At 55.5% G+C, this 23306-nt stretch carries 20 protein-coding genes; 7 read left to right on the forward strand and 13 right to left on the reverse strand.

All coding sequences use genetic code 11. The features are described from left to right. Nucleotides 1–971 precede the first annotated feature (971 nt). The 4 genes from HNQ64_RS11720 to cas7g are packed head-to-tail and all read right to left on the reverse strand — an operon-like array spanning nucleotide 972 to nucleotide 7856. On the reverse strand, nucleotides 972–2069 hold the full coding sequence (locus HNQ64_RS11720; protein ID WP_184208717.1) for a type I-G CRISPR-associated protein, Cas3-extension family: 1098 nt from the start codon (nucleotides 2067–2069) through the stop codon (nucleotides 972–974). Beyond that, complete coding sequence (gene cas3g / locus HNQ64_RS11725; protein ID WP_184208719.1) at nucleotides 2066–5155, reverse strand: type I-G CRISPR-associated helicase/endonuclease Cas3g; 3090 nt, start codon at nucleotides 5153–5155, stop codon at nucleotides 2066–2068. Before cas3g ends, HNQ64_RS11720 begins: the two co-directional genes overlap by 4 nt. Then, entirely contained in the window at nucleotides 5152–6642 is a 1491-nt protein-coding gene (gene csb2 / locus HNQ64_RS11730) for a type I-G CRISPR-associated protein Csb2 (protein ID WP_184208721.1), read from the reverse strand. Before csb2 ends, cas3g begins: the two co-directional genes overlap by 4 nt. Continuing rightward, entirely contained in the window at nucleotides 6639–7856 is a 1218-nt protein-coding gene (cas7g, locus tag HNQ64_RS11735; RefSeq protein ID WP_184208723.1) for a type I-G CRISPR-associated RAMP protein Csb1/Cas7g, read from the reverse strand. The genes csb2 and cas7g overlap by 4 nt, the downstream gene beginning before the upstream one ends. Nucleotides 7857–8142: 286 nt before the next feature. Between cas7g and trpA the strand changes: the two genes are divergently transcribed. From trpA to dapA, 3 genes are read left to right on the forward strand one after another with little or no spacing between them, the layout of a single operon-like run. Beyond that, complete coding sequence (gene trpA, locus HNQ64_RS11740; RefSeq protein ID WP_184208725.1) at nucleotides 8143–8958, forward strand: tryptophan synthase subunit alpha; 816 nt, start codon at nucleotides 8143–8145, stop codon at nucleotides 8956–8958. A 53-nt stretch (nucleotides 8959–9011) separates the two neighbouring features. Then, a complete protein-coding gene (gene dapF, locus HNQ64_RS11745) occupies nucleotides 9012–9824 on the forward strand; it encodes a diaminopimelate epimerase (protein WP_184208727.1) in 813 nt (270 codons plus the stop codon). 18 nt (nucleotides 9825–9842) lie between these two features. Continuing rightward, nucleotides 9843–10721, forward strand: coding sequence for a 4-hydroxy-tetrahydrodipicolinate synthase (dapA, locus tag HNQ64_RS11750; RefSeq protein ID WP_184208729.1), 879 nt, complete (start codon nucleotides 9843–9845; stop codon nucleotides 10719–10721). Between the two features lie 45 nt (nucleotides 10722–10766). Here dapA and HNQ64_RS11755 read toward each other — a convergent pair whose 3' ends face one another. Then, on the reverse strand, nucleotides 10767–11666 hold the full coding sequence (locus tag HNQ64_RS11755; protein ID WP_184208731.1) for an alpha/beta fold hydrolase: 900 nt from the start codon (nucleotides 11664–11666) through the stop codon (nucleotides 10767–10769). Between the two features lie 198 nt (nucleotides 11667–11864). Here HNQ64_RS11755 and HNQ64_RS11760 point away from each other — a divergent pair, with 198 nt between their 5' ends. Continuing rightward, a complete protein-coding gene (locus HNQ64_RS11760) occupies nucleotides 11865–12068 on the forward strand; it encodes a hypothetical protein (RefSeq protein ID WP_184208733.1) in 204 nt (67 codons plus the stop codon). 269 nt (nucleotides 12069–12337) lie between these two features. Next, nucleotides 12338–13615: a C39 family peptidase gene (locus HNQ64_RS24335; RefSeq protein ID WP_184208735.1), complete on the forward strand. Its 1278-nt coding sequence runs from the start codon at nucleotides 12338–12340 to the stop codon at nucleotides 13613–13615. A gap of 82 nt (nucleotides 13616–13697) precedes the next feature. On the opposite strand, the gene HNQ64_RS11770 is transcribed toward HNQ64_RS24335, so the two are convergent. The 5 genes from HNQ64_RS11770 to HNQ64_RS11790 form a co-directional block, all read right to left on the reverse strand. Continuing rightward, on the reverse strand, nucleotides 13698–14900 hold the full coding sequence (locus HNQ64_RS11770; RefSeq protein ID WP_184208737.1) for a MuF-C-terminal domain-containing protein: 1203 nt from the start codon (nucleotides 14898–14900) through the stop codon (nucleotides 13698–13700). 236 nt (nucleotides 14901–15136) lie between these two features. After that, a complete protein-coding gene (locus HNQ64_RS11775; RefSeq protein ID WP_184208739.1) occupies nucleotides 15137–15526 on the reverse strand; it encodes a hypothetical protein in 390 nt (129 codons plus the stop codon). Nucleotides 15527–15531: 5 nt separating this feature from the next. Continuing rightward, the gene (locus HNQ64_RS11780; protein ID WP_184208741.1) at nucleotides 15532–17106 is read right to left on the reverse strand and encodes an LPD3 domain-containing protein; all 1575 of its coding nucleotides are present in this window, start codon (nucleotides 17104–17106) and stop codon (nucleotides 15532–15534) included. A gap of 65 nt (nucleotides 17107–17171) precedes the next feature. Next, the gene (locus tag HNQ64_RS11785) at nucleotides 17172–17630 is read right to left on the reverse strand and encodes a hypothetical protein (protein ID WP_184208743.1); all 459 of its coding nucleotides are present in this window, start codon (nucleotides 17628–17630) and stop codon (nucleotides 17172–17174) included. A gap of 465 nt (nucleotides 17631–18095) precedes the next feature. After that, on the reverse strand, nucleotides 18096–18479 hold the full coding sequence (locus HNQ64_RS11790; RefSeq protein ID WP_184208745.1) for a 1,4-dihydroxy-6-naphthoate synthase: 384 nt from the start codon (nucleotides 18477–18479) through the stop codon (nucleotides 18096–18098). A gap of 235 nt (nucleotides 18480–18714) precedes the next feature. Between HNQ64_RS11790 and HNQ64_RS11795 the strand changes: the two genes are divergently transcribed. Further along, nucleotides 18715–19254 (forward strand): hypothetical protein, encoded by a 540-nt coding sequence (locus tag HNQ64_RS11795; RefSeq protein ID WP_184208747.1) that lies wholly within the window; start codon nucleotides 18715–18717, stop codon nucleotides 19252–19254. Between the two features lie 27 nt (nucleotides 19255–19281). Here HNQ64_RS11795 and HNQ64_RS11800 read toward each other — a convergent pair whose 3' ends face one another. The 3 genes from HNQ64_RS11800 to rpe form a co-directional block, all read right to left on the reverse strand. Beyond that, a complete protein-coding gene (locus tag HNQ64_RS11800) occupies nucleotides 19282–19923 on the reverse strand; it encodes a Fic family protein (protein WP_184208749.1) in 642 nt (213 codons plus the stop codon). A gap of 560 nt (nucleotides 19924–20483) precedes the next feature. Continuing rightward, nucleotides 20484–21374: a DMT family transporter gene (locus tag HNQ64_RS11805; protein WP_184208751.1), complete on the reverse strand. Its 891-nt coding sequence runs from the start codon at nucleotides 21372–21374 to the stop codon at nucleotides 20484–20486. 115 nt (nucleotides 21375–21489) lie between these two features. Beyond that, a complete protein-coding gene (gene rpe / locus HNQ64_RS11810; RefSeq protein WP_184208753.1) occupies nucleotides 21490–22164 on the reverse strand; it encodes a ribulose-phosphate 3-epimerase in 675 nt (224 codons plus the stop codon). Nucleotides 22165–22314: 150 nt separating this feature from the next. Here rpe and HNQ64_RS11815 point away from each other — a divergent pair, with 150 nt between their 5' ends. Then, nucleotides 22315–23250: a TraB/GumN family protein gene (locus HNQ64_RS11815; RefSeq protein ID WP_184208755.1), complete on the forward strand. Its 936-nt coding sequence runs from the start codon at nucleotides 22315–22317 to the stop codon at nucleotides 23248–23250. The last annotated feature ends 56 nt before the right edge of the window (nucleotides 23251–23306 follow it).

Consider the following 23306-nt stretch of genomic DNA (forward strand, 5'->3'; position numbering starts at 1 on the left):
GATGGAGGACCACGGATGTTGCGGAAGACACGGAATGCTTTGGGGGCTTGTGAAGAGGGATGCTGCGCATCCTAGATTTAGATGCGGGCAGGAGTGCCCACGCTCCTCTCGGGGCTTCTTGGAAGCGGGGAGATGTTTTTGTTATGAGCGGATCTGAGCAGTTAAAGGAGGGGGGCTGAGCGTTGGGACAACGCTCCCTACCGAGGGGTCTTGTGGAGAGGGCGGGGTGAGGCGTGGGCTGAATGCGGGGGGCCGGAGCGTTGGGACAACGCTTCCTACCTGGGGGGATGGAGCGGCTTGTTTTGGCCGGGGGGATTTTATCGAGTTAAAGCTCTTGAGTACTTTGGCTTGGTCTTTGGATGGGGGCTTCTGGACCTAACGGGAAGTGTGTTGCGATTGCTGATTTGGTGGGCGGCGGGGGGCTCTGCCTGGGCTGGTTGGTTAGGCTAAGGGTGAGCCTGGGGGCTTCAGTCGTTGGGTTCGGCTGGGTATTGGACGGGTGGCTGGCCGATTTTGGAGTGGGCTTTTTTATAGCCTTTTTGATGGTCGGACTCTTGGACCTTTCGGCAGGTGAGGAGGAACAACCATTCGTCGCCGTAATCGAAGAGGAAGATCATTTTTCGCCGAGGGCGGAAGACTTTGGAGATGGGTGTGTTTTTGACTCCTATGTCGGTTTCTTTGACCTCTTCCCCCATGTCGGCAAAGAGGCTGTAGGTCTCTTTGCTCTGGTAGGGATTTTTGACGTTGTCACCAAACTCGAAGGCGTGATCAAAGTCGAATTTTATGGTCTTGATGATGAATGCTGCCAGATCATACAGGGAGAGTTCGCCGTCGATTGCGAGCTCGGCTTGGAAATCTTCATGTTGGAGGGTGAGATGCTATTCTTTCATCCAGGGAAAAAAGAAGGGGGAACTCTCTCAGTCAATGGGAACGAAGAGACCGAGACCGAAGTTGGATGTGTAATGAGTGGCCTACACAGCCGTTGCTGGGGTGAAGTTCCGAAATTTGCCCTGGGTGAAGCGTTCACAACGATAGAGACGAAAAACTCCACGCGGCGAGAGCTGGCAGTGATCTGGTTTGTCTTCTTGGCTTTCTGCTAAGGCGATTAGGCTGCGGGTGGTGGCAATGTCGATGGGAATATCCCACAAGGGCCAAGTCCAAGTGGTGGCTTTATCAATGTCTGTGAAGCCCGTAGTGCGGAGACCGGATTGGCGAGGATGGACGGGGTGGAGTGCAAGCCCAGTGACTGCGAGGGCATTGGCTCCGATCATGCCGCCCTGCTTTTTGCGCTCTGGGTCGCCGCTAGGATTGCGCCAGCGAAGGGCGTAACGCACGTCATCAAGGGGATCCAAACGCAGACTGAGTGATTCAGTGGGATCGTCGTAGACCCATGGAGCAAAAAGCGTCTTGGTAATGTGCTCCGGGGCGAGGGAAAGAAGTTGGTTAGCCATGATACCAAGGAAGTGCTGGTGGCCTGCACCACGCACGGTGCGAAAGGCGGTGTCTTCGGCGAGGCCTTCGTCATCTTCACAGGCGCTGCTGCATAAGGCGGCTAGGGTGGCAGCGTGGAAAGATTGCTCATGTGCCGTGGCTTGAGCTTGCAATTCCCAAGCACGCCACTCTGGAGCTTTGAACTTGGTATCAGGACCGTAGTTAAGGTGTGGGGCGGCGTGCTCAAGCCAACGCACTCGTAGTTTGGTGATCTCGGAATTGAAGGCTACCTTGCGATCTTTGAGGTCGGTTTTGGTGAGGCTTTTGTCTTTCTCGGCTTGTTTAAGGCTGACCTCGATTTGCTCAATGCGGGTGCGGAGTAGTTCGCGCGCAGTCAGTCCGGCACTGGGATCAGTTGGTCCGCCAATGAGGGCGGTGTGCAGGCTTTCCACAAGCTCGGCCTTGGTGAGTGGATGTGAGGTGTGTAGTCTGGCTTTCTCGGTCCGTAAGTCCCATGAGAGCTTTGGCTTCCAATCGGGATGATGATGGGCGAGGAGGCGGAGGGTGCCGAGGGCGGCGAGGTAGCCGACGCTGTTGCTGCCTTTGAGGCCGATGAGTTGAAGAGTGTGGGTGCTCATGCGGGCTGGGTGATGGTTTGCTCTATCGCGCTGACTTGCTGGTCGGCGAGGCGGAAGAGGGCTTCCAGCCAGGCGAGACCCCAGGGGCCGAAGCGGTTCTGGAGTCGCCAAAATCGTTCACTAATGGCGCTGTCGAGTCGTTCAAGACCAGAGACTGCGACATGGGTAAGTGATTGCTGAGCAGCTTTGCAGGTGACGGTAAGGTTTAAGCCATGTGGGTCATTGATGACTGGTGCAAAGGGGCGGCAGTAACCGTGGTGGCTTGCGATGAGGTGAAGGATGAGGTCTTGCTCTTCGATGTCCTGCCAAAGTGCTGGGCTGCACTCGGCAAGGCGAGTGCTCAGGAGTTCGTGGCGTCCGCCTGCGGGATAGCCTGCGGCTTTGCGCTGCTCTTCAGCTTGTCGGCGAGTTGCTGGAAGGCGGGCGGACTTGGCTAAAAGCTGGTCTATTGCGGGTGCAAAGCCTGGAGAGCCTGCGATGAGCATGGACTGAAAGCGAGGGTCGGCCTTGCCGGTGTCGTGCAGCAGTCCGGCCAGATGGAAGGCGCGGACTATGGTCTCAGGCAGGCCCACTGCTTTAGCGTGTTGGCTGGCGCGCTTGGCTACATCTTTGCTGTGTGTTTCCAGAAGGACGGCTTGGGCGCTGCGAGAGCTGCTGAAGCTGTCGTCGGGAGTGGGATCGTCTTCTACATCAAGAGAAAGCCGATAGCGGCGGGTGCTGCGGAGGATGAACCCGGCAGGGGATAGAGGCTGATGAATGGCACGCTCTAAGCGGCGCTGGTTGTCGATCTCATCATGCAGGGCGGCACAGGCTTTGAGCAGCCATTGGTGCTCAGGGCTTTGTTTTGCGCATTCTTGTAGGCTTTTGAGAATGGCTTGGAAATGCGCCTTGGCTGGAGCAAGGTCTTCGAGCATTGGTTCAATGGAGTTGGCTTCGAGCCAAGGCTGGAGTAACTCCGGCCATTGTGGTTCATCATCCTTGGCAGTGCTGGGTTTTGGCCAGTGAGCAGTCAAGTTCTTGTGAAACCGCAAAGTGGGGCGTGCCCGAGCGCTGTGTTGGACATAATCCCCTAAATCGAGGTGAATGCTGGGGATATCCTTTCCAGCAATGTCTTCACGAAGCCAGAACAGGGCGCTGGAGTGATCGCTGAGGATAATTGTGTCTCCCTGCTTTAAGCCATCGAGCTGACGTATATTCGTAATGATGAAGCTAGAAGCTTCATTGTCATCAGCTTGTTTTTTGTGCTTGGGGTTGCTGCGCAGCGGACCACGCCAGCAAACGGCAAACAACGGCTTGTCTGATTCGGGGAGCTTGAGATCGGGTTCTTTGGAGGTATCGTCGCTATCGAGAGAGAGAGCTTTAGCCGCTTGATCGTCTTTCGTGGTGGCAAACCACTGAAGCAGAGCCCAGCGTGGGACGCTGAGGCACTCGGCGGCCGCGGGAGGGCAAAGGGCGATGTGATCAAAAAGGGCCTCTTCGTTGCCCTGGCTCGGTGGTGCTAAGTTAAGTCTCCAACACAGGCTTATCTCGGGAGCATTGGTGCTTTTGCCGTGAAGGAAAAGGCTAGGCTCGGGTTCGCAGTGCGGCTTGGGACTGGTTTGGCTCCATGCTTCAATATGGGCAGGGAGCATGGCAGGGGCATCTCGGGGCTCGAGGCGGAGCTTAGCGGCTTCGGAGGGTTCGAGAGCAGCTAGCTGTGGCTGAAGGGCGTTAATACCGAAGTCGAGTTGGTCTGCTGGGATTGTATTTAGCCAAGTCCAGGTCTCAGGAAGGGCACGAGCATAGACGGGGTCGAGATTTTTATCGTCGGCGGGTGCGGTGTTCTGATCGGCTCGGATAACAATGGTAGCGAGTGCCTGGATGGGGCGTCCACCACGATTGAGGCGGCCAAAACGCTGGCGTAAGGAACCGAGGCTGGCGCATTCGGTGACAAGCCCGTCGAAGTCCATGTCAGCTCCTACTTCGAGGCACTGCGTAGCCACAACGAAGACCGGACCACGCTCTGGATTTTTGGCAGCGGCACCTGTGCTGAGGTGAAAAGTGGACTCCGCTTTGGCAACGATGCGATCACGGTCGTAAGGCCTCATGCGGCCCGTGAGTAGAACATGCGGTTTATCTTTGAGCAGTTCGGCAACTCTCTGTGCGGTGGCAACGCGGTTGACCAGAATGGCGATGACGCGCCGATCCTCTTTTTGAAGAGTTTTGGCTTCAGAGACGAGCTTGACGGCAAGTTTCTCCACGAAATCCCCTTGCTTGGTTCCTTCTGCGATGACGAGGCTTGCGGGTTTGCTGGCGGACCAGCGTTTGCCGAGGGTCGGATGCTGGCGGTCTGGGATAAGCTCTTCGTCGGTAGCTGGAAAACGGTCTGTGCAGGCCTCTGGCGGCGTGGCGGACATGACGACGAAGCGGAAGGGCGCGGGGAGTGCATCCTGAGCGTAGCGGCGATAGTGAGCGATGGCGTTGGCGGTCTGGAGGAACGGCTCAGCGATGTGGGCTTCATCCAAAAGGATGAGCATGTCATTCCCCACAAGGCCGGCTTGAATCGGCAGAGCACCGGGACTGGCTCCGTAGCCACGAAAGAGCAGCCGTGAGCCGAGTTGATCAACCGTCGAGCAGAGAACGAGAGGCTGGAGCGGGTTATTGCTCCAAGTTTGATCACGGAAAACGCCACCACGCAGCGTGACGACACGGAGAGGGTCTTCAGCGAAGTCTCCTGCGAGCGCACGCAAACGACAGGCAACGGCTTCGACGATGGCTGAGTCTCTGGCTCCGGGCTTAAGGGCAGCGGTGATCTTTTCTGCACGAGCGCTGGCTTCATCCACGATGATGCGACGATCTACCACAAAGGCGATACGACGTGGGGCGGTGCGCTGCCCGGGCGGAAGATCGGCCTGGGCTGCCAGTGCGAACAGGGCGATGTCGATGCAGGCGGTCTTGCCGCTGGCAGTGGGCAGGGTGATAGCTTGGGGCCAGCCTTTGCCTGCATCCAGCACGCGCTGCATGAGGCGCTCTTGCCACGGAAAAGGCTCCACGCCATGCACGGCGTGGAAAAAGTCGCTGAACTGGTCTGTGGTAAGGGCGCTCATGCAAAGGCTCCGGTGAGGGGTCGAAATAGGCCATAACCACGATACCGGCCTGCGCCCAGCATGAGGGGGCCATGCACTTCATCCGTGAAGGTGATGGCAACATGGCTGTGATGAATGTTGCCCCCTGATTTACGCTGAAGGCAGGGAAAGCCGCGATTTGCAGGGCTGCCCTGATGGGCGGAGACAGGCATGATGTGGACGGAGCGAATGATGTTCTCCGGCAGGCCGACATGTTTGCAGGCTTGCAAAACCATTTTCTCGATTTCGTCGTAGGCATCTTCACCTCGTCCCTTTGGATGACGATCAAAGGCCATAGGGGTGACGGTGGCCCAACGTTTGCTGGGTTGAGTCCAAAGCTCTGGAACCAGAGTCTGCGGACGGGAGGATTCGGCAAGTTCTAGCTGCATTTCACCAATTTTCCCGAGGACGAGCTTCAGTGTGCGTGGCTCGCCATCGTCAAAAAAAATGGAATGGAGAAGAGGACTTTGCAGGTCTGTAGGCAGAGCGAGGGCGAAACCCATAATGCGGCCATCACCATGATTGTGACCGACGTTTGCCAAAGGTAGGAAGGAGAGATGGGGGCGGTCAGTGGGTTGGCCAGGCCGACTATGGCCCGAGAGCCACTCCGGCGCGGGCTGTTCAGGACAGATGGCCATGAGGGTATCTCGCAGGGCTCGGGTGAGCTGGCCTGTGCTCTCGAGGCCAAAGCGGCGTCCCCCAGTCTGGCGAAGCACAATGAGATCAGAGGAAAAAACGGTGTGGTGGCTGGAATCGGTCTGCTCTGGCCGGTTAGAGTCTAAGTCATAGGAGCCCCACATAACAGGCTTGGGCCGGAGACCTTGAACGAAAAGGCGTTCAAGCTCATCAAATCGTCCCGGATTTGGGATGCGGAGGCGGCTTGCCGTGAGACGAGTGGAACCGGGCTTCCAAAGGGGCAGGCTTTTAGCTTGGTCAGGCACTATGTCTGTTAGCCAGCACTCGACGGGCGATGAGGAGTGGCCCAAGTAGGTGACCCGGCTGCAAAGATCGGCTAGAGCGCTGCGCTCGGTGGGAGGAGGATCGGTTGGCCAGACGAAGGCAACAAGAGTTGGATCTATGCCCTCAACTAAGTGCAATGGCCGCACAGCAGGGAAGAAACGAGGCTGCTTACCACGTTTTTCAGGAAGGACGGAGAGGCCATCGTCGATGACATCGTTCGAGGTCTTATCATCAACTTTCCTCGGGGTGACTGCGTCGTTGGTGGGAACGAAGACAGTTACGACATCGCGGTGCTGGATCTCAGAAACAGCTCGCAATTCAGGTGCGGGCTGCTCCTCCAGCCAATGGAGGGCAGCCTGAGCTGCGGGCGAGCGATGAGTTTCACCCCAGGCGGCGACCAGGGCCATATAGAGTCGGTCAGGGTGCGGCGGCCACTCAGCTAACTTGTAGCTGCTGGGATGTGTGGCCACGGCTCGCCCCATGAGGTAGCGAACGCAGATGGTGATCATGGCTCAGTAGTGGATTTAGCGGAAAGCGCCTGACTGCGACGAATGAGTTCCACTAGCTGGGGGGAGGCTTGCAGCTCGATTTCAGCTTCATGCCAAGGAAGCTTAGCGGCTTTCGCCTCTGCCAGAGCGGAAGCGAATAGATCGATGGCTTGCTTTCGAGTGAGGGTGAAAGACTTCGCTGGCTGTCCTGCAGTAAGAATTTCCCAAGAGGGCGTTTCGGCGGCATAGAGCTGACAGCGGGAACGAAGGTCGGAGTTTTGCTCGGCTGCAAGTACGGAAGCACAAAGGCCAAGCGCTGCTAGAAGTGTGCGGGCCTTGTCATCGGTAGCGATGTCAGAGGCCGCGCCTGCCTCTAGAGGGAAACAAAGGCGGCGCAGGGCAGTGAGAGACAAGACTACAGTTTGTTCGGCTTTTTCGAAGATTACGCCTCCCTCGGTTATGGAGGGCACGACATTCCCGTGATTGGCCTCGGAAGGCTTGCCATCTTTGCCAAGAAGCACCGGCTTGCCTCTTTCTTTGAGTGATTCCTTTTCTTCAAAGGTCCACCCTCCGTTTGCTGCGGCGTAGATAATGGCGGCGTCCTTCCTAATCTCAGCCGGGTCGATACGGCTACTCGTCTTGACTCCAAGTTGAACGGTGTGCGCTACTAATTCTGAGACCAAAGCCCTTGGAAACTTGGCACCTAAGCCTCCTTTTGGCCCGGTGCTGTCCCACACCCCAAAAACAAGCGCGGTGGGGCAGTACTTGAGCAAGGCTGTGGCGTTCTTGAGGTCAACGCTGTCGAGACTCTTACCGACATCGGCTTCACGAAACTTCACTCCTTTATTGGTGATGCTGTCGCGCAGCAATGCGTCGGCAATACGATGCGGAGCCTCAAGACTAGAAACGCTAAATTGCTTTAATAACCCTTCGCCCTCAATTTTGGTGGTGATGACTGGTAAAGAAAGTTGGCCTCGCCGCTTCGCCTCAAGTAGGGCAAGCTCCATACGGTTGGCTTGAGCCTGAACGGAATCCAGAAGCACACGAGATGCGGTGCCAGCTTCTTTATTGTGTCCTTCTAGCGCATATTTCCCACCTTCATAGGTCGGTGGGAAAACCTTAGTGCCATTGCCAGCAGCAGGCTCATAGGTGATTCGAGTGCGGATTGCCGAGGCTCCATCAGTAATGGCAGCCTTAAGAATGTCTAGAGTTAAGACTGTGCGTGGTATGCTCATGGTGTGTTTGGTATTGAATTCGTGAAAACTAGATCCAGGCTACCCTTAACAAATGCCGCAGGGAAGAAGGTGGTGAAATCTTGGGGCATGCTGTGGTTGGGCGCTTAGATGATTTACGGGTATTTTTGAGGATTTAAGCGGGTGGTCGTGAATTTTGCAATCTGGATATGGGTTTAGTGGTGGGTAGGAGGTGGATTTTTTTGGGTAGGGGGGACAGGGTGGGGTGATGGAAGTTTTGCGCTGGGGTTGCACGAGTGATGTGGACGCGCTAGATAGCGGGTCTTTCATGTCTGCTTTTTCTAACCGCCTTGACCGTCGTTTTGCTGAGCTCCGTTCTTCTGGGAAGCGCGCCTTTGTGGCGTATATCGCTGCGGGGGATCCGACGCTGGAAGCGACGGTGGAGATGGTGCTGGCGCTGGAGCGGGCGGGGGTGGATGTGGTGGAGCTGGGGGTGCCGTTTTCGGATCCGCTGGCGGATGGGGTGGTGAACCAGATGGCGGCGGACCGTGCGCTGAAGGCGGGGGCGACTTTCCCGAAGGTGCTGGAGATGATCCGGGTGCTGAGGACGAGATCGCAGATCCCGCTGGTGCTGTTTACTTACCTGAACCCGATCTATACGTATGGGTATGAGTGCTTTCACACGGATGCGGTGGCGGCGGGTGTGGATGGGGTGCTGGTGCTGGATCTGCCGCCGGAGGAGGCGCTGCAGAATGCGGAGCTGAGGCCGACGCCGGAGCTGGCCCATATTCAGTTGATCGCGCCGACGTCGCCGCCGGAGCGGATCGAGCTGATCGCGCGGAATGCGGAGGGTTTTATTTACTATGTTTCGCGCCTGGGGGTGACGGGGGCGCAGGTGGAGGTGGCGACGGGGATCGCGGAGCAGGTGGCTGTGATCAAGCAGTTTACGGAGGTGCCGGTGTGTGTGGGCTTTGGGGTGTCTAACCCGGAGCAGGCGGCGACGGTGGCGAGTATGGCGGATGGGGTGGTGGTGGGGAGTGCGATCGTGAAGCTGATCGAGCGGGAGGGGGCGGCGGCGGATCTGGCTGACCAGGTGGAGGTGTTTGTGCGGCCTTTGGTGGCGGCGGTGAAGGGGCTGGTGTGAGGTGTGTTGACGCGTGGGTTTTTTTGCTTTTTTGTTTTATTTTTTTGATTTTTATGACTCTGAATTTTTGGAAGATGAATGGGGCGGGCAATGATTTTGTCATGCTGGACAATCGGGATTTGTCTCTGGTGCTTTCGGGGGAGGTGATTGCGCGGCTGTGTGATCGGCATCGGGGGATCGGTGCGGATGGGCTGCTGTGTGTGGAGCCGGCGAGGGAGGGGGGGGATTTTAGGATGCGCTATTACAATGCGGATGGGGGGGAGGCGGAGATGTGTGGGAATGGGGCGCGGTGTTTTGGCCGGTTTGTGAATCGGCTGCATGAGGATGGGCTGACGCGGGTGCGCTTTGAGACGCTGGCGGGGATGATTTCGGCGGAGTTTGAGGGGGACCAGGTGCGGATCAATATGAGTGCGCCGCATGGGCTGACGCTGGGGGCGGTGCTGCCGGTGGGGGGGGAGGTGCTGACGGTGCACTCTGTGAATACGGGGGTGCCGCATGCGGTGGTGTTTGTGGAGGATCTGGAGGGGGTGCCTGTGCGTGAGTGGGGGGCGGGGCTGCGCTACCATGAGGCGTTTCAGCCGCGGGGGACGAATGCGAATTTTGCGAAGGTGGTGGCGCCGGGGAGCATTGCGATCCGGACGTATGAGCGCGGGGTGGAGGATGAGACGCTGGCGTGTGGGACGGGTATGGTGGCGTGTGCTTTGATCCACCACGAGCTGACGGGGGCTGCGAGCCCGGTGAGTGTCTTGGTCAAGGGGGGGGATACGCTGCGGGTGGGCTTTACGGAGGTGGCTCCGCATGAATATTCTGATGTGACGCTTTTTGGCCCGGCGGATTTTGTTTTCCAAGGCTCTGTTACTCTCTAATTTCTTTTTTTTACTCTCATGTTCGCAGGAACCCATACCGCTATTGTTACCCCTTTTCTCAACGGTCAGCTCGATGAGGATGCGCTGAAGAAGCTGATCGATTTTCAATTCGACCATGGTGTGTCGGGCGTGGTGCCGTGTGGTACGACGGGGGAGTCACCGACGCTGGACTATGATGAGCATGAGCGTGTGGTGAAGCTGACGGTGGAGTTTGCTAGGGGCCGGGGTGTGGTGATGGCGGGCACGGGATCTAACAGCACGCGGGAGGCGATCGAGCTGACGCAGGAGGCGGAGGCTGCGGGGGCGAATGCGTCTCTGCAGGTGGCGCCGTATTACAATAAGCCGACGCCGGAGGGGCTGTACCAGCATTTTAAGGCGATCGCGGATAATACGAAGTTGCCGATCATGCTGTATAGCATCCCGGGGCGATGCGGGATCGAGATCGGGCTGGATGTGGTGGTGCGGCTGGCGGAGAGCTGCCCGAACATTCGTGCGATCAAGGAGGCTGGGGGGAACCCTGAGCGGGTGAGCCAGATGAAGCAGGTGCTGCCGGCGGATTTTGAGATTCTTTCTGGGGATGATGGTCTGACGCTGCCGTTTATGTCGGTGGGTGGGGTGGGGGTGGTGAGTGTGGCCTCGAACCTGATCCCGCAGCAGATCAGTGATCTGGTGAAGCTGGCGCTGAAGGGTGACTTTGCGGGAGCGCTGGCTATCCATCAACAGTATTACCCTCTGTTTGCGGCTTTCCTGAAGCTGGCGACGAATCCGATCCCAATCAAGACGGCGATGGCGCTGGCTGGGCATTGCACGAATGAGCTGCGCCTGCCGCTGGTGCCGATGGAGGAGGCGAAGACGGAGGAGCTGCGCGCGACTCTGACGAAGCTGGGGCTGGTCTAACCGAGGGCGTGTCTGTGATGAGCTATTGATCTTCCGTGAGGGGGATCAATGGCTGATGTGGCATGAAGCGGGCGGTTTTGGCTGGGCGAGGGCTTTTTCCAAAATGGCGTCTAGGTGGGTGACGGGGAGGGAGTAGTGGCCTTCCTCGGCGAGCCATTCGGTGGTGGTGTGGGGCATGATGCTGGCGAGTTTTTCGGTGTAGCGCCAGTCGATGTTACGGTCTTGTTTGCCATGCCAGAAGTGGATGGGGTAACCGATGGAGCCGACTTCGAAACCCCATTCGGAGAGGTAGATATCGGCATCGGCAATGACGGCTTTGGGGCCACGACGAAGGGCCTCGAGCATACCTGCGCGTACTTTTTCAAAGACGATGGGGTCTTTTAAAACGGCACGGTCTGCGCGGCCGAGCATTTTCATGAGCCATTTGAGTGGGGCTTGATCGGGGTGGCCACGGGCTATTTTTTCGCCCAAACGCAGGATGATGCCGAGGACGGTGGGGAAGGCATGGCGCAGGCGGATCATCATGCGGTATAGCCAAAACATGTGCTCGTAGCCCAGGAAGGTGAGCGGGGGGGCACCGCAGATGATGGTGGCGCTCAAGAGGCGCTGAGGCATGTGGAGGGTGGTGACGAGGACGTAGGGGCCGCCGCCGGACCAGCCGAGGATGTGGAATTGATCTAGGGCGAGATGGTCTGCGAGCTCCGTTAGGAGTGGGGGCCAGTCTTTGAGTTCGCGTCCTTCATGGAAGTCGGAAAGCCCAATGCCTGGGCGATCTGGGGAAATAAAGCGCAGGCCGTATTTTTTGCCCGCTTCATCCATCAAAGCTCCCTGAATGCGCGCGCTGGGCCAGCCGTGAAAGTAAAAGCAAGGGGTGCCCTTAGGGTCACCATGCAGGGCATAGCCTAACGTGCGTCCTGTGGACAATCGAAAAGTATGGTCAGCCATGCGTTGTTAAAGGGGGGGGAGGGGAGTGTGGAAAGTAGAGCTGAGATGGGCTTCTCGCAATCGGCATCCCATGAGTAAATGGGGCATCTCCTGGCAAGTGGTGGATTCGGATGTTTTAACTTCTCTCTTTTCTAAAAAGGGTCTCAGATAAAACGCGATTGCACGCCGACAAACCCCCTCTAATCTTGAAGCGCGCTCATGAAAACTGTCCCAGCAATCCTCGCCCTCGCCGCTCTTATTCTCGTTTCCGCTTCTTGTGATAAACATTCCTGGGAGGAAACAAAAGTATTGCATGAAGGCATGCACAAGGAAGGTCATGGTGATGCTCATCACGGTAAAGCAGAGGAGCACGCGAAACCTGCCGCTCATGCTCCTGAGGCTGCTAAGCCTGCTGCGCATTGAGTTCGCGAATCCGAGGAAAGACTTTCGCTGGCTTTCCCGTTATTTTGTAGAGTCCTTTAGGCTCACTTTGGTAAAATATCCAGAGTGAGCTTTTTTTTGAGCATCTCCCGTAGAAAAGAATCTAAATATCGATGGTTATTCCTTTTGCTCACTTTTCGTCTCGTCCGCGTCTTGTAAGAACCGGCGTGGTGAAGTTTTTTCGTGGATTTTCTATCTTGATGTTGCTGGGGACTTTGGCAATTGCTCCCCTAGCTTTTTCACAGCAGTCTGTGACAAATGTTCCTATCAGAGCTTTAGATGCTCTCGCCAGTGAAAATATCTGGCAAATCACGACGGATCAATTTCAGCAGCATTTTGAAAAGATTGGCCTGCAATGGCTTTCTGAAAAACGCGATCAAGCACGTTTTTTTGGTCCCGGGCTGAGTTTGTGGCAAGGGCAGCTCAAGGTGACTGAAGCGATTGTTAATTTCAGTTCCGAAGGCCAGCCTAATCGCATCAGCCTTTCTATTTTTAATCGTGGGGATAGTGACAGCGAGTTTGTAAATCGCGAGAAATTTGAAGCTTTAGTTGAAAGTCATCGGACTAAGATTGGCCAGATCCTAGCGGTGTCTTCAACGGAGCGCGGGAAGGACAAAACTTCGGCTGTTGCTGCTGAGGGTTACGTTTGGGTCAAGCCTCCTACGGCTTACCTCCTCGAATATTCCTTCCAGCGAGAGGTAAAGTCTCGCGACTTACCGTTTCGTCCAGAGTTTATCCGTTTATTGATGGCTCCGGTTCCTAAAACGGGGACGACCCCAGGAGGGGGGGCTGTGGCTGCTAAGGCATCTTCAGTCACGAAGGACTCTCTAGCGACGAATTTGAAGCGTGAGGAAAATGGGGATGTCGTCATTGCAAATGTCCCGATGGTGGATCAGGGGCCCAAAGGTTACTGTGCAGTCGCTACTGCGGAGCGGGTTTTTAAATACTATGGTATCCCCGTAGATCAGCATGAGATGGCCCAGGTGGCTGATAGTAGCAGCGATGGGGGAACAAGCCCGGCTAAGATGTATGAAGCTTTGAATAAGCTGGAAGGGCGTCTTCGGGTACGAGTCAGAGTCATCGAAAATTGGGATTACAAGACGTTCATGGACATGGTGGGAGATTACAATAAAGAGGCCAAACGAGCTGATAAGCGTGAGGTCAGCGCGGCCCCACGTGGTGGCACCATTTACATTGATGAGATCTATGGTGCTATGGATGGTGAGGTTCTCAAAACCTCACGTATTGGCCGTGACCGTTCAGGCTTTGGCAAATTCCAGCGCAGCATTACTGGGTTGGTTGATCAGGGAATCCCCGTCATGTGGGGTGTAATGCTAGGGCTCTTGCCTGAGCCGGAAATTCCCCAGGCTTCAGGAGGTCACATGCGCCTCATTATTGGCTACAACCTCAAAACCAACGAGTTTCTGTACACCGACTCTTGGGGGGCTGAGCACGCTCTGAAACGCATGCCGATTGCCAATGCCTATACCATGACCACGGGCATCTATTACATGGAGCCGATGAAGTAGATTCGCCACGCGGCATATGACCGAATAAACGCCCGTCAAATGAGTTGCTGATTATTGCATAATACATAGTGGTAATTCACCGCTATCTGTACTGACAGACGGAATTAGTGTCCGGCGTTTGACTTTCCTCGTGTTCATTTAACAATGATACTTGGCCTTCAGCGAATCTGTGGTGCTGGGTAGAAGCGTCGTTTTTACGTTGCCATCGCCCTGAGCAGACAGCCATTCGCTGAAGGTTTTTTTCATCTTTGTAACGCAAGAGTTCCAAGGACTCAGCAGCTTTCATTTCCGTCAAAACAAACTCTGGCATCCGCCCATAGATTGATTTTGCTTCCAGAGCGGTCTCGCCATTTTCTTCCCGGGTGGTGAAATAGGCTGCGATGGGACCCTGGTCTGTGGGAATGGTGGTGATGATGGAAAAGGCCTTGGTATCCCCTGGCGAGATGTAAACCATCATGGGGTCATTGAGGGCTCCGGGCAGTTTTTTCAAGGCCTCTAGCTTCAGCTCAGAATGCTTTCCACGCTTCTTGCGGATCTTGCTCTGGCGAATGCGCAGCGGTATTTCAGGCAGGCCTGCTGCTTTTAAAATAGCCCCAGGTGGACCTATTTCCAGGATAGCGTTGGGAGGCAGTTTTTGTCTGAAGGCAGCTTCAATGTTATCCGCGTATGGCACTGGCCTAACACTGAAGGTGGAACCAATGATCTTGAGAGCCGCTTGCTCCACAGCCACCACATGGGCAGCTTCTTCAGTAAGGCCGAGGGATTCATTGAGGAAGGCTTCGAGGTTCCCTAGCTTGCCCTCACGCTGGGCTTTGGCTAGGCGGGCGGCCTGGCGCTGGCGCTCCACGTCGAGCCGCTCGTAAAGGGTGGTGAGGGTGGTCTGGTCTCCAGCGGCTTGGGCCTCGGTTTCAAGATCGGCCAGGGTGAGGCTGCACTGGCTGAGGGTGAAGCGCGCTCCCTCGGCGGCGTTTTGGCTGAAGGCTTCGAAGACGGCGAAGGTGCGCTCATCTTCCTGGATGCCGAGATCAGCGACCTGACTGCGAAAGAGGGCCATGGCCTGCTCCGCTGTGGGGAGGAGGGCGGCGGTGCCATCGGCAACATTGGAGACTTCCCACTGCTGGCCGACTTTGCGGATGCTGATGCCGGCGTGCTGGAGCTGCTGCTGCTCGGCCTGCTGGGTGCGGTGCTGGATGCGCAGGGCGGCGGCCTGGCGTTGCTCAGTGGTGGCGGTATCGGCATGGCCCGTGGGCTGGGCGAGGCGGGGGAGGAGGCGCTGAGCCCTCACCAGACCGAATTGATATGAATCAATCTTTGGTTAGAATCAATATGCGCTCCCAGATGAGGTGTCTGTGCCGTTTGAGTCTGCGGCTTGCGTCGGAATCCCTGCAGATGGGGACCCCTTCAAGGGGCAGAGCCGAAGAAATTCAAGTGAGGCTTTAGTCTTTCTTGAGCAAAACTCCTGACCTCTATGAGATCAGAAGTTTTTGTTTGTAGGGACTACTTCACTTTCATAGGCAAAGACTAATCCTGGATGTGGAGCTCAAAGGACTGAGCCTGGAGCTCTAGGCTTAACCAGGCGGCGGGAGCATCCAGCTTGACTCCTTCCAAGTAAAAATCCGTGAAGGTTCCGGTGCTAGGCCATTGGTTAGACTCCACCTGCGCAGGGCCAAACCCACCTTCCTCCGGTGTTTTCAGATAAGGACAAATTGTCAGCTTGTAGGACCTGACTTTGTTAAAGACAATCTGGGCCTTTGGGCACTTTTTGCCGTAAATGGCATAACCAGGATGTGCTTCCATGAATTCGAGCCCGCTCAGGATTTCGATGATTGTCCGCTCCGCCTGGAAGGTCATTTTTCCATAGACGGTATCCATCGTATGCAGGTCATCAAAGTGTGTGAGAAATATACTCATAACATTCAGTCGTTAATCTTTTCAATGATGGTTGTCATCACCGCCTTGTGAAATAACTCTCTTCCATCTGTTGTCTTAAAGAAATGAACTTTGAAATCTTCCGCCAAAGCGGTCTTCTCAACAACAAGTTTAAATCCCATCTCTTTTAAAACTTGGTTTTCGGGCACCTTGATAAACTTATTACCCTTGGTGCCATTTATAACGATTCGTCCTCCCTTTTTTAATACTTTGGAAGCCTCTATGAGCCACGCTTCCATAGGGAGGCCATAAGGATTGCTCGCCACTATGAGATCCTGACTTTTAGGGGCAAAATGCCGGGAGATATTTTCGACCGAATCCTTTATTCCTTGCTGGGCTCTCAGATCCACATTAATCGCCCCTGGAATCTGGCTATTTTCCCCACCGAACACCTCCACGATCTGTTGGCCCGGCACGAACAGAGGCGAGGGTAGCCGAGTGTAATCCTGGGAGCGGCTATTTCCTTCACCGGGCGGAACTTTGCCTGACTGAGACGTTAGACCTTCGGGTCCTTTGGTCCCCTCATTGCCAGGGTTCACAGGCTTTTCGCCAGACGGTATAAAGGATGACAAACGTGCTGTAGCATCCCCTGCCTGCGTAGCGCGTGGCTGGGCGAGGTAATCGGTGAGCTGGGTGAAGCGTTTTTCAATCTCGGTATGGCGGGCAGCGGCGGTGCTCAGGCTGCTGAGCTGGAGGAAGCCGCCTAGCTGGGCACGGACCTCGGGCGGCAGCACGGTAAGCACGGCATCCAGGCTGCGCAGGGCCTGCTGCTGGGCGCTGGTGGATGTGGGCTGTGCAGCCCAGGTGGCGTGTGCGGTGGCCAGGTGCTCATGTGCACGCTGGAGCAGGGCGGGCTGCTGTTCAGGCTGTGCCTGCACCTGCTCTCCTAAGTCTGCGGAGAGGGCCTCTAGACGATCACTGAGGATCAGCTCTGCTTTATCCTCAGACTTGACTCCAGCCATAAAATCAGTTAGGCTAAAGCTAAGCTTGGTCGCAGCCGATGACGGTGCCGATTGTTCGCTCGGTTCCCCATCGTTGAAAGCCTCCAGTGCATCGCGGACCTCCAGGGCCTCCAAGGAATACATTCTTGGAGGCTCTGCTGTTTGTAAAAGGTAGCGAACTGTCATCAAAACATGACGCCGTTGGCCGTCCGGAAACACAGCCCATGCATAACGTCGCTCATAGAAGGCAACATCCTTTCCTTCAGAGTCGGGCTTTCTGGCAAGCACTTCTGAGTTTTCCAATAGTTCAGGAAGTGCAGCCACTGCCTCAAAATGAGCAGCCACATTTTCTCCCTCATAAACTTTCACTTGCTTCATTTTATTGACACCGCGCTGTGAAAGCACAAACGGCGCAGGCATCCTTGCTGCAATTAATGGCGCAGTTGCAGTAAGCCAAGAGCGCCCTTCCTGAGCCACTTCTTTGGGTGATCCTGAGCGCAGACTAATGCCCTCTAGTTGCAATACTGGAGGCGCTTTTGAGGGAACATTAAACTCTGCATTTTCAATTCTTAAACGAAGGCTGAAGGTGGAACCAATTATCTTCAGGGCTTCACTCTCCACCCCCGCCACATGAGCGGCTTCTTCGGTGAGGCCGAGGGATTCATTGAGGAAGCCTTTGAGGTTCCCTAGCTTGTTTTGCGCTGGGCTTTGGCCTGGCGGGCGGCCTGGCGCAGGCTTTCGCGGAAGAAGTCCAGGGTGTCTTGCAGCCGGGCCATGAGGCCGGGTGCGCTGCCCTGCTGCGCGGCCTGGCGCAGGCGCTGCCGCTGCTGCCGCGCGTGGCTGGCCTCTTGGCTGCGCACGGCCCGGCTGATGGGGCTGCCGTGGCGGGTGCCTGTGGCCCACAGGCGGGCGAGGTGGGAGTAGGCCTCAATGATGGCGGTGGGGCTGTCCCCATGCAGGTAGGTGTCTCCGGTGGCTAGCTCCACTTCCCGGATGTTGGCGGCGAGGGCCTCCAGGCTGGTGCGGTTTTGATTGACGAAGAGGCGGGCGTCGTTTTCGGACTTTTCCTCGACGAGGCCGATGGCGCGGGCCCCCTGGTGGATGCGGCTGGCGTAGGTGGCGAGGCCTTGTTTGAACTCGGTCACGGACTGGCCCAGGACGTTGAGATCGGCCAGGGTGAGCTGGGCGTTTTTTTTGACGTTGGCGATCCGCCCTCACCAGGCCGAATTGACATGAACCGATCTTTGGTTAAAGCGCACAATGCGCTCCCAGATGAGGTGTCTGTGCCGTTTGAGTTTGGGGCTGCTTCCGAATCCCTACAGATAGGGACTCCTTTAAGGAGCAAGGCGGGAAACTAAAACCTGGCAAAGCACCGCTTTGCCAGGTTTTTTATTGTCAGTGTGCCTTTTCCACAATCGATTGTGCGCCAAATGGATGCTTCGCCATGTCAGGTGGATATTGGCTTATAAGCACCCAATTTTGGTCCAATCCTTTACCATCTGCGGTCACAACCAAAACTGAATCCATCTTCTTGTTAGGCCAATGAATGTTACGCCTTTATTCGGGTGCCAGTGTCAGGCACCTGCCTCTTCACACTTGGGTGATTTCGCTCAAGATTGAGCCTCACTTTTCCACCAGCTTTTTCCGCCACCGTCAGGAAGGTCATCTTCAAAATGACAAGCGGCGACGGCAGGGATCTTTTGCTCCCACAAACCGGTCAAAAGCTGGCTGATACCTTCCACATAGGTGGCTTTATCCGTGGACGCTACAGGTTCGATTTCCAGCTTGTAGCGGTAGTATAAAAATAAGTCTTCTTCTCCCGCTTCCCCGAGGCCTGAATCTATGTTCTTACCAAAATAGATCTCTGCCCAAGGACACTGTATATCACATAAGATCTCCAATCTTCCTTTCACAAGCCTCGCAATGGTTTCACCTAACTCAGACTTTTGTCGATTGAACTCAATAAAGACACTGCAATAGAAGTCGTCAGTCATGAATCAAAACAAGGGTGTTCTTCGGGAGGGTCAGTTGCGGGGCCTAGGCGACAATCTTGCAGAGGACTCACTGCATCGCAAGAATCCGTGAGGCTTCAAGGGGTTTATAGGCTTGATCCACGCGAGCCCGTTCAGGTAAAATCAATGGCGTCGTCTCCAACCTTTTCCGCCAATGTCCTCTCCATCTCCCCATTCCCCTGAAGACTCTTGAAACGATCAAAGTTGTGAAGAGTTGATGAATGAAGCCATCCGCCTTGAAATGATGCATCAGGGCCTGCCTGAGCGCGAGGCGGATGCCGTGCGCGCACGCTTTGAGTCTTTGGCCCTCACCTGCTCCTTCCTCCGCAAGGCTGATTTCGCCGCCTTCACGCGCAGCTTTCGGGGCATGTGCGCTAACCGTGAGTTGCACCCTCTTGCTCTGGAGGCTTTCTTACGTGCCGCCTGGAAAGCTAGTGATGAGGATGCCAAAGGCCTGCGCCTCATCCCCGGCAAAGCGGAGATCCAGGCGCGAGCACGCGAAATGAGGCGAGCCATGATCCTGGATACCGAACAGTCCTGGGCCTATGAAGGCCTAAACGTCCAGTTCCGATCTGACTTGGAGGAGGGCGAGGACCCCGCTCTCTTGGCCATCTCTTATGGCCAGCCAGCTCATCTCAACCTAGACGAAATCCGGGAAGGTATGCGCGAGTACATTGAGAGCGGGCGCTTGGAAGCCAAGTTTGCCAGGATCGCGGCAGATTTTGAAAAGCAGCAGGCCCAACGGTCTCACAGTTAGTTAGGCGAACCTCCCTTCATCCGTTCTTCAATTCCTTAGAGTAACCTGTACAGGGAACGGTGGACGGAGCACTTTCAGTGTGGATGGGCGCAAGCCGTACCTTTCCGCATGGTAGTTCATCAGTGGACCTAGGTTAGACGGCAGTTCTTTCAGCGCGTGCATGTAAACGGCGCGTGGCACATGCTGGGCTCTTTGAGTATTGGGAAGCAATTCTTTTTCCAAAGCAGAAGTCATCAAACGGGTCCATCGGCCATTGCCATCTTGGAAAGGATGGATGAGCACAAGCCGTGCATGAACGAAGCCCTGCAGCATTAGACGATCCGAAAGGCCTGTGGGCGTATCGATGCCCTCCAGATTTTTGGAAAGAGACTTCACTTGATTCGTCAGCAGTTGAAGCTCGGCCTGGATGTTTTTGCTATCCGCCCCCACTCGTCCGCTGAAGGCAGCTAGGTCACCAGGTTGCCGCAGTTGTCCTGCATGCGGGTAGATCTCATCAAAGTAGAGCCGATGCAATTTGGTCAGATCGTTCACTGCCCATTCTGAAAAGGGTTTGGAATGCTGCTTCAGGTAGTGTGACGCTGCCTGATACCCGCGCTCGGAGGCGGCTTGGAAATCTGCTTCCGTATGAATCTCGGGGAGGGTTTTCACCTGCTGAATTTCTTTGGTCATATTCGAATGTTCTCCAATATTAAGTAATTTATCCTTCAAAGGTAAACTCTCCTTGGCTGATGCGGGTCGCTCTTGTCTGCGGGTGTAATGCAGGGGGGCGATGATCCATTTGGCTGTCTTCGATGAGACAGACCAATGAGCTGTGCGTTGTGCTGGCGCTGACAATGACTGTCTCTTGTGGAGTGCCATCCTAGGTTCTTCAAGAAGGATGTTATCTCCGCATTCATCGCAAACCCAGGCTCCTCACCTGAATCCCTGGCCAGGCTTCTGACTTGTTCTTTAAACACTTGACGCGGGCTTCACGTTCCGGCTCATCGAGGGGCGGCAAGGGCTACTCGAATGTCCTCAAGGCTGGCGTTGTCACCGTTGAGCTACAATCGATTTTAAGGTTTTCTCCAAACCGTACTTGAGGTCTTTGTACGGCGGTTTGTTCCAGCCTACTTACCGGAAATTCTTTTTCTGATTTACTACTCCATGAAAGGCTCCTGCGCGAATGTCGCGGTGGCTAGGGTGTCCTGATTACTGCTCTAGAACGCTCGACGAGAGGTTTTGTCGAGCATCTACCCTCTAGGGAATAATTTAACAAGGGGTTTCCGCTCCACCCATCGGCTGAGCCAGGGCACGATGAGGACGCTACCCATGATGATGGAAGCGCCGATGTAAAAACCGCCGCTCATATGCTCTTGCGACCCAAAGATCAGCACGGCCAAGATGATGCCATAGACGGGCTCTAGATTATAAACGACATTCACCGTGAAGACCGACATACGGCGCAGGACGGCCATGTAGCCAGCATAAGCCCCAACCGTGCAGACTGTGGCCAGGAGAAGGATCCATAGGCAGTCCGAGGCTCCAGGTATGTTGAATTGTCCTGGAGTCGTTACCAGCCAAGCAAGCATAGCTATCACTAAAGCCCCAAGCATTTGATAGTAACCCATGACCGCGTAGTGGCTGCGAGCGACTAGTTGTTTATTCATGACGGCAAACAGAGCCGCTAGGAGAGCGGAGACGATGCCTACGGTAAAGCCTAACCAATAACGCAATTCGACCTCATAGATCATCCATACCGCTCCCACGATGATGATGCCGACGAGAAGTTCTAATGGTCTCCAGCGTCGAGTGCCATCGGCATAGGGCTCGATGAGGCTGCACCAAAGCATGGCCGTGGGTAGAGCGGCAAGGCTAACGCTGGCCGTGGCGAGGCGGGCAGAGAGGAAAAAGAGGATCCAGTGCAGGCCTAGAATGGCCCCTACGCCTAACATTTTCCAAAGATCTGTGCGGGAGACTTGGAGGTTCTGCTTGAGCCCACGCGTCAGGAGCGCAAAGCCTGCCGCAGCAATGGCCGTTCGCCAAAGAACTACCTCAATGGGGGGAAGTGTGATCAGCTTTCCCAAGATCGCGGTAAAACCCCAGGCGAGAATCACCAAGTGCAAAAGCAAGTAGTCACGCATACTCAGGTGAAGGCGTTCGCGCAGAAAGTTATGCAGATCAAGCCTCCATGCATGAAGCCTGTGAACGACTGATGCTGAGGCCTTGGTTGGGAGCTTTGGCAGCAGATTGCGTGGCTCACGCGACACAGGTTTTCAGCTCGGCCATGGCGGCAGCGGTGTCTGAAGGACCGTAAAAAGAAGTGCCACAGACAAACAAATTGGCACCGTTGGCCTTGGCAATGGGAGCTGTATGGGGATAAATGCCGCCATCCACCTCGAGATGATACTTCAGACCGTGGGCATCGCGGTAGTCGCGTGCCGCAGCTAGTTTGGGCATGGTTTCTTTTTCCATGAACGGCTGCCCACCAAAGCCTGGGACCACGGTCATCACCAGAAGAAGGTCAATGTCATTGACGTAAGGTAGGGCGGCTTCAAAAGGCGTGTCTGGATGAAGGGCAATGCCTGCATGTTTGCCAGCAGCACGAATGTGGCGCAGCGTCTCAAGCACGGAGTTGTCATAGCGGGCTTCGACGTGAATGGTGATATTGTCGGCCCCAGCGTGGATAAAACGGTCCACATAATGGTCTGGGCGATGGATCATGAGATGCACATCTAGATACATGGAGGTGCATTTACGCACAGTCTGCACCATTTGAGGGCCGAAGGAAATGTTGTCCACAAACGCTCCGTCCATCACGTCCAGGTGTAGCCACTGCACCCCAGCATCTTCAGCACGTTTCACTTCTGCGGCGACACGGGACCAGTCAGCGGCGAGGAGAGAGGGCAGAATGAGGGGTGTTTCGTGAGTCATGAGAGATTATTTCACTGGGTAGAAGTTCCAGGGCTGGGGAGCAACTGAGAAGTGATGAAAAGGTGACTGTCTGTGGCTTTTACCAGGTTTAAAGATGGTCGGTTCACATCCAGGGTTGCCTTTCCTGCTCGGGCGGTGTTTGAATCCCACGTGTTTTCTTTCCGCCACACGTTTGGCTTAGCCCTTTTACTGACTCTCACGGCCTGTCGTGTGTCTCCCCCACAGACACCGGATACGCCTGTTTTGGCTTCGGATCCTGCAGGTAGCGTGTGGGTGGTGGATGCGCCTAAAACGGGGGGGCGCCTGTTTCTCTGTGGGACGATTCATATCCTCAGGGAAGGTGATTATCCGCTTTCTCCGGCCTATGAGGCAGCCTATGCCAATGCCGACCGAGTGGTTTTTGAACTGCCTCCAGGAGCCGGTGAGGGCAGTAGCATGACCTCTCGCATGCGTGAATTGGGGGTGTATTCAACCGAAAGCTCCTTAGAGGCCAGTGTGAGTCCGCAAACATGGCAGGCGGTGAAAAAATGGGCCCGTAGTCGGGGTGTCGAACCTTCGTCACTCAATCGTTTCAGACCCTGGTTTGTGGCCTTGCTGATCACTTCAACGGAGTATGCGGCGCTGGGCGCAAAACCCGAATGGGGGGTGGATAATCATTTTGAGGCTAGGGCAAAGCGCGATGGGAAACCTGCCACGGGGCTGGAAACCGTGGAATTTCAACTCCAGCTTTTTGCCAGTCTGACACCCGCTCAGCAAAATGAGATGCTGGATCAGACACTCGGAGAGGTTAACACGCTCCCTCAGGAGTTTGCGAGCATGATCGAGTCCTGGAAGCACGGTCGGTTGGATGCACTGGGCGAAATTCTCTTTCGTGAGCAGGCAAAGTTTCCAGATCTCATGGATCTATTCCTGTTCCACCGGAACCAGGCGTGGCTGGGACGCCTGGACGAGATGCTGCAAAAAGGAGAAAAAGTGATGCTGCTCGTAGGTACGGGCCACTTTGTGGCGGACAAGGGCTTGATCAAATTGCTAGAGGCCCGTGGCTACACCGTTCGCCATTACAATGAAGTAAAGGCTGAAATGTAGCACTAGACAGCCCTTTTGTTTGACCTCACGGAGGCACTCTCAGTTGCAAAGGCGTT

It is taken from the genome of Prosthecobacter dejongeii (assembly GCF_014203045.1).
Lineage (GTDB): Bacteria > Verrucomicrobiota > Verrucomicrobiia > Verrucomicrobiales > Verrucomicrobiaceae > Prosthecobacter > Prosthecobacter dejongeii.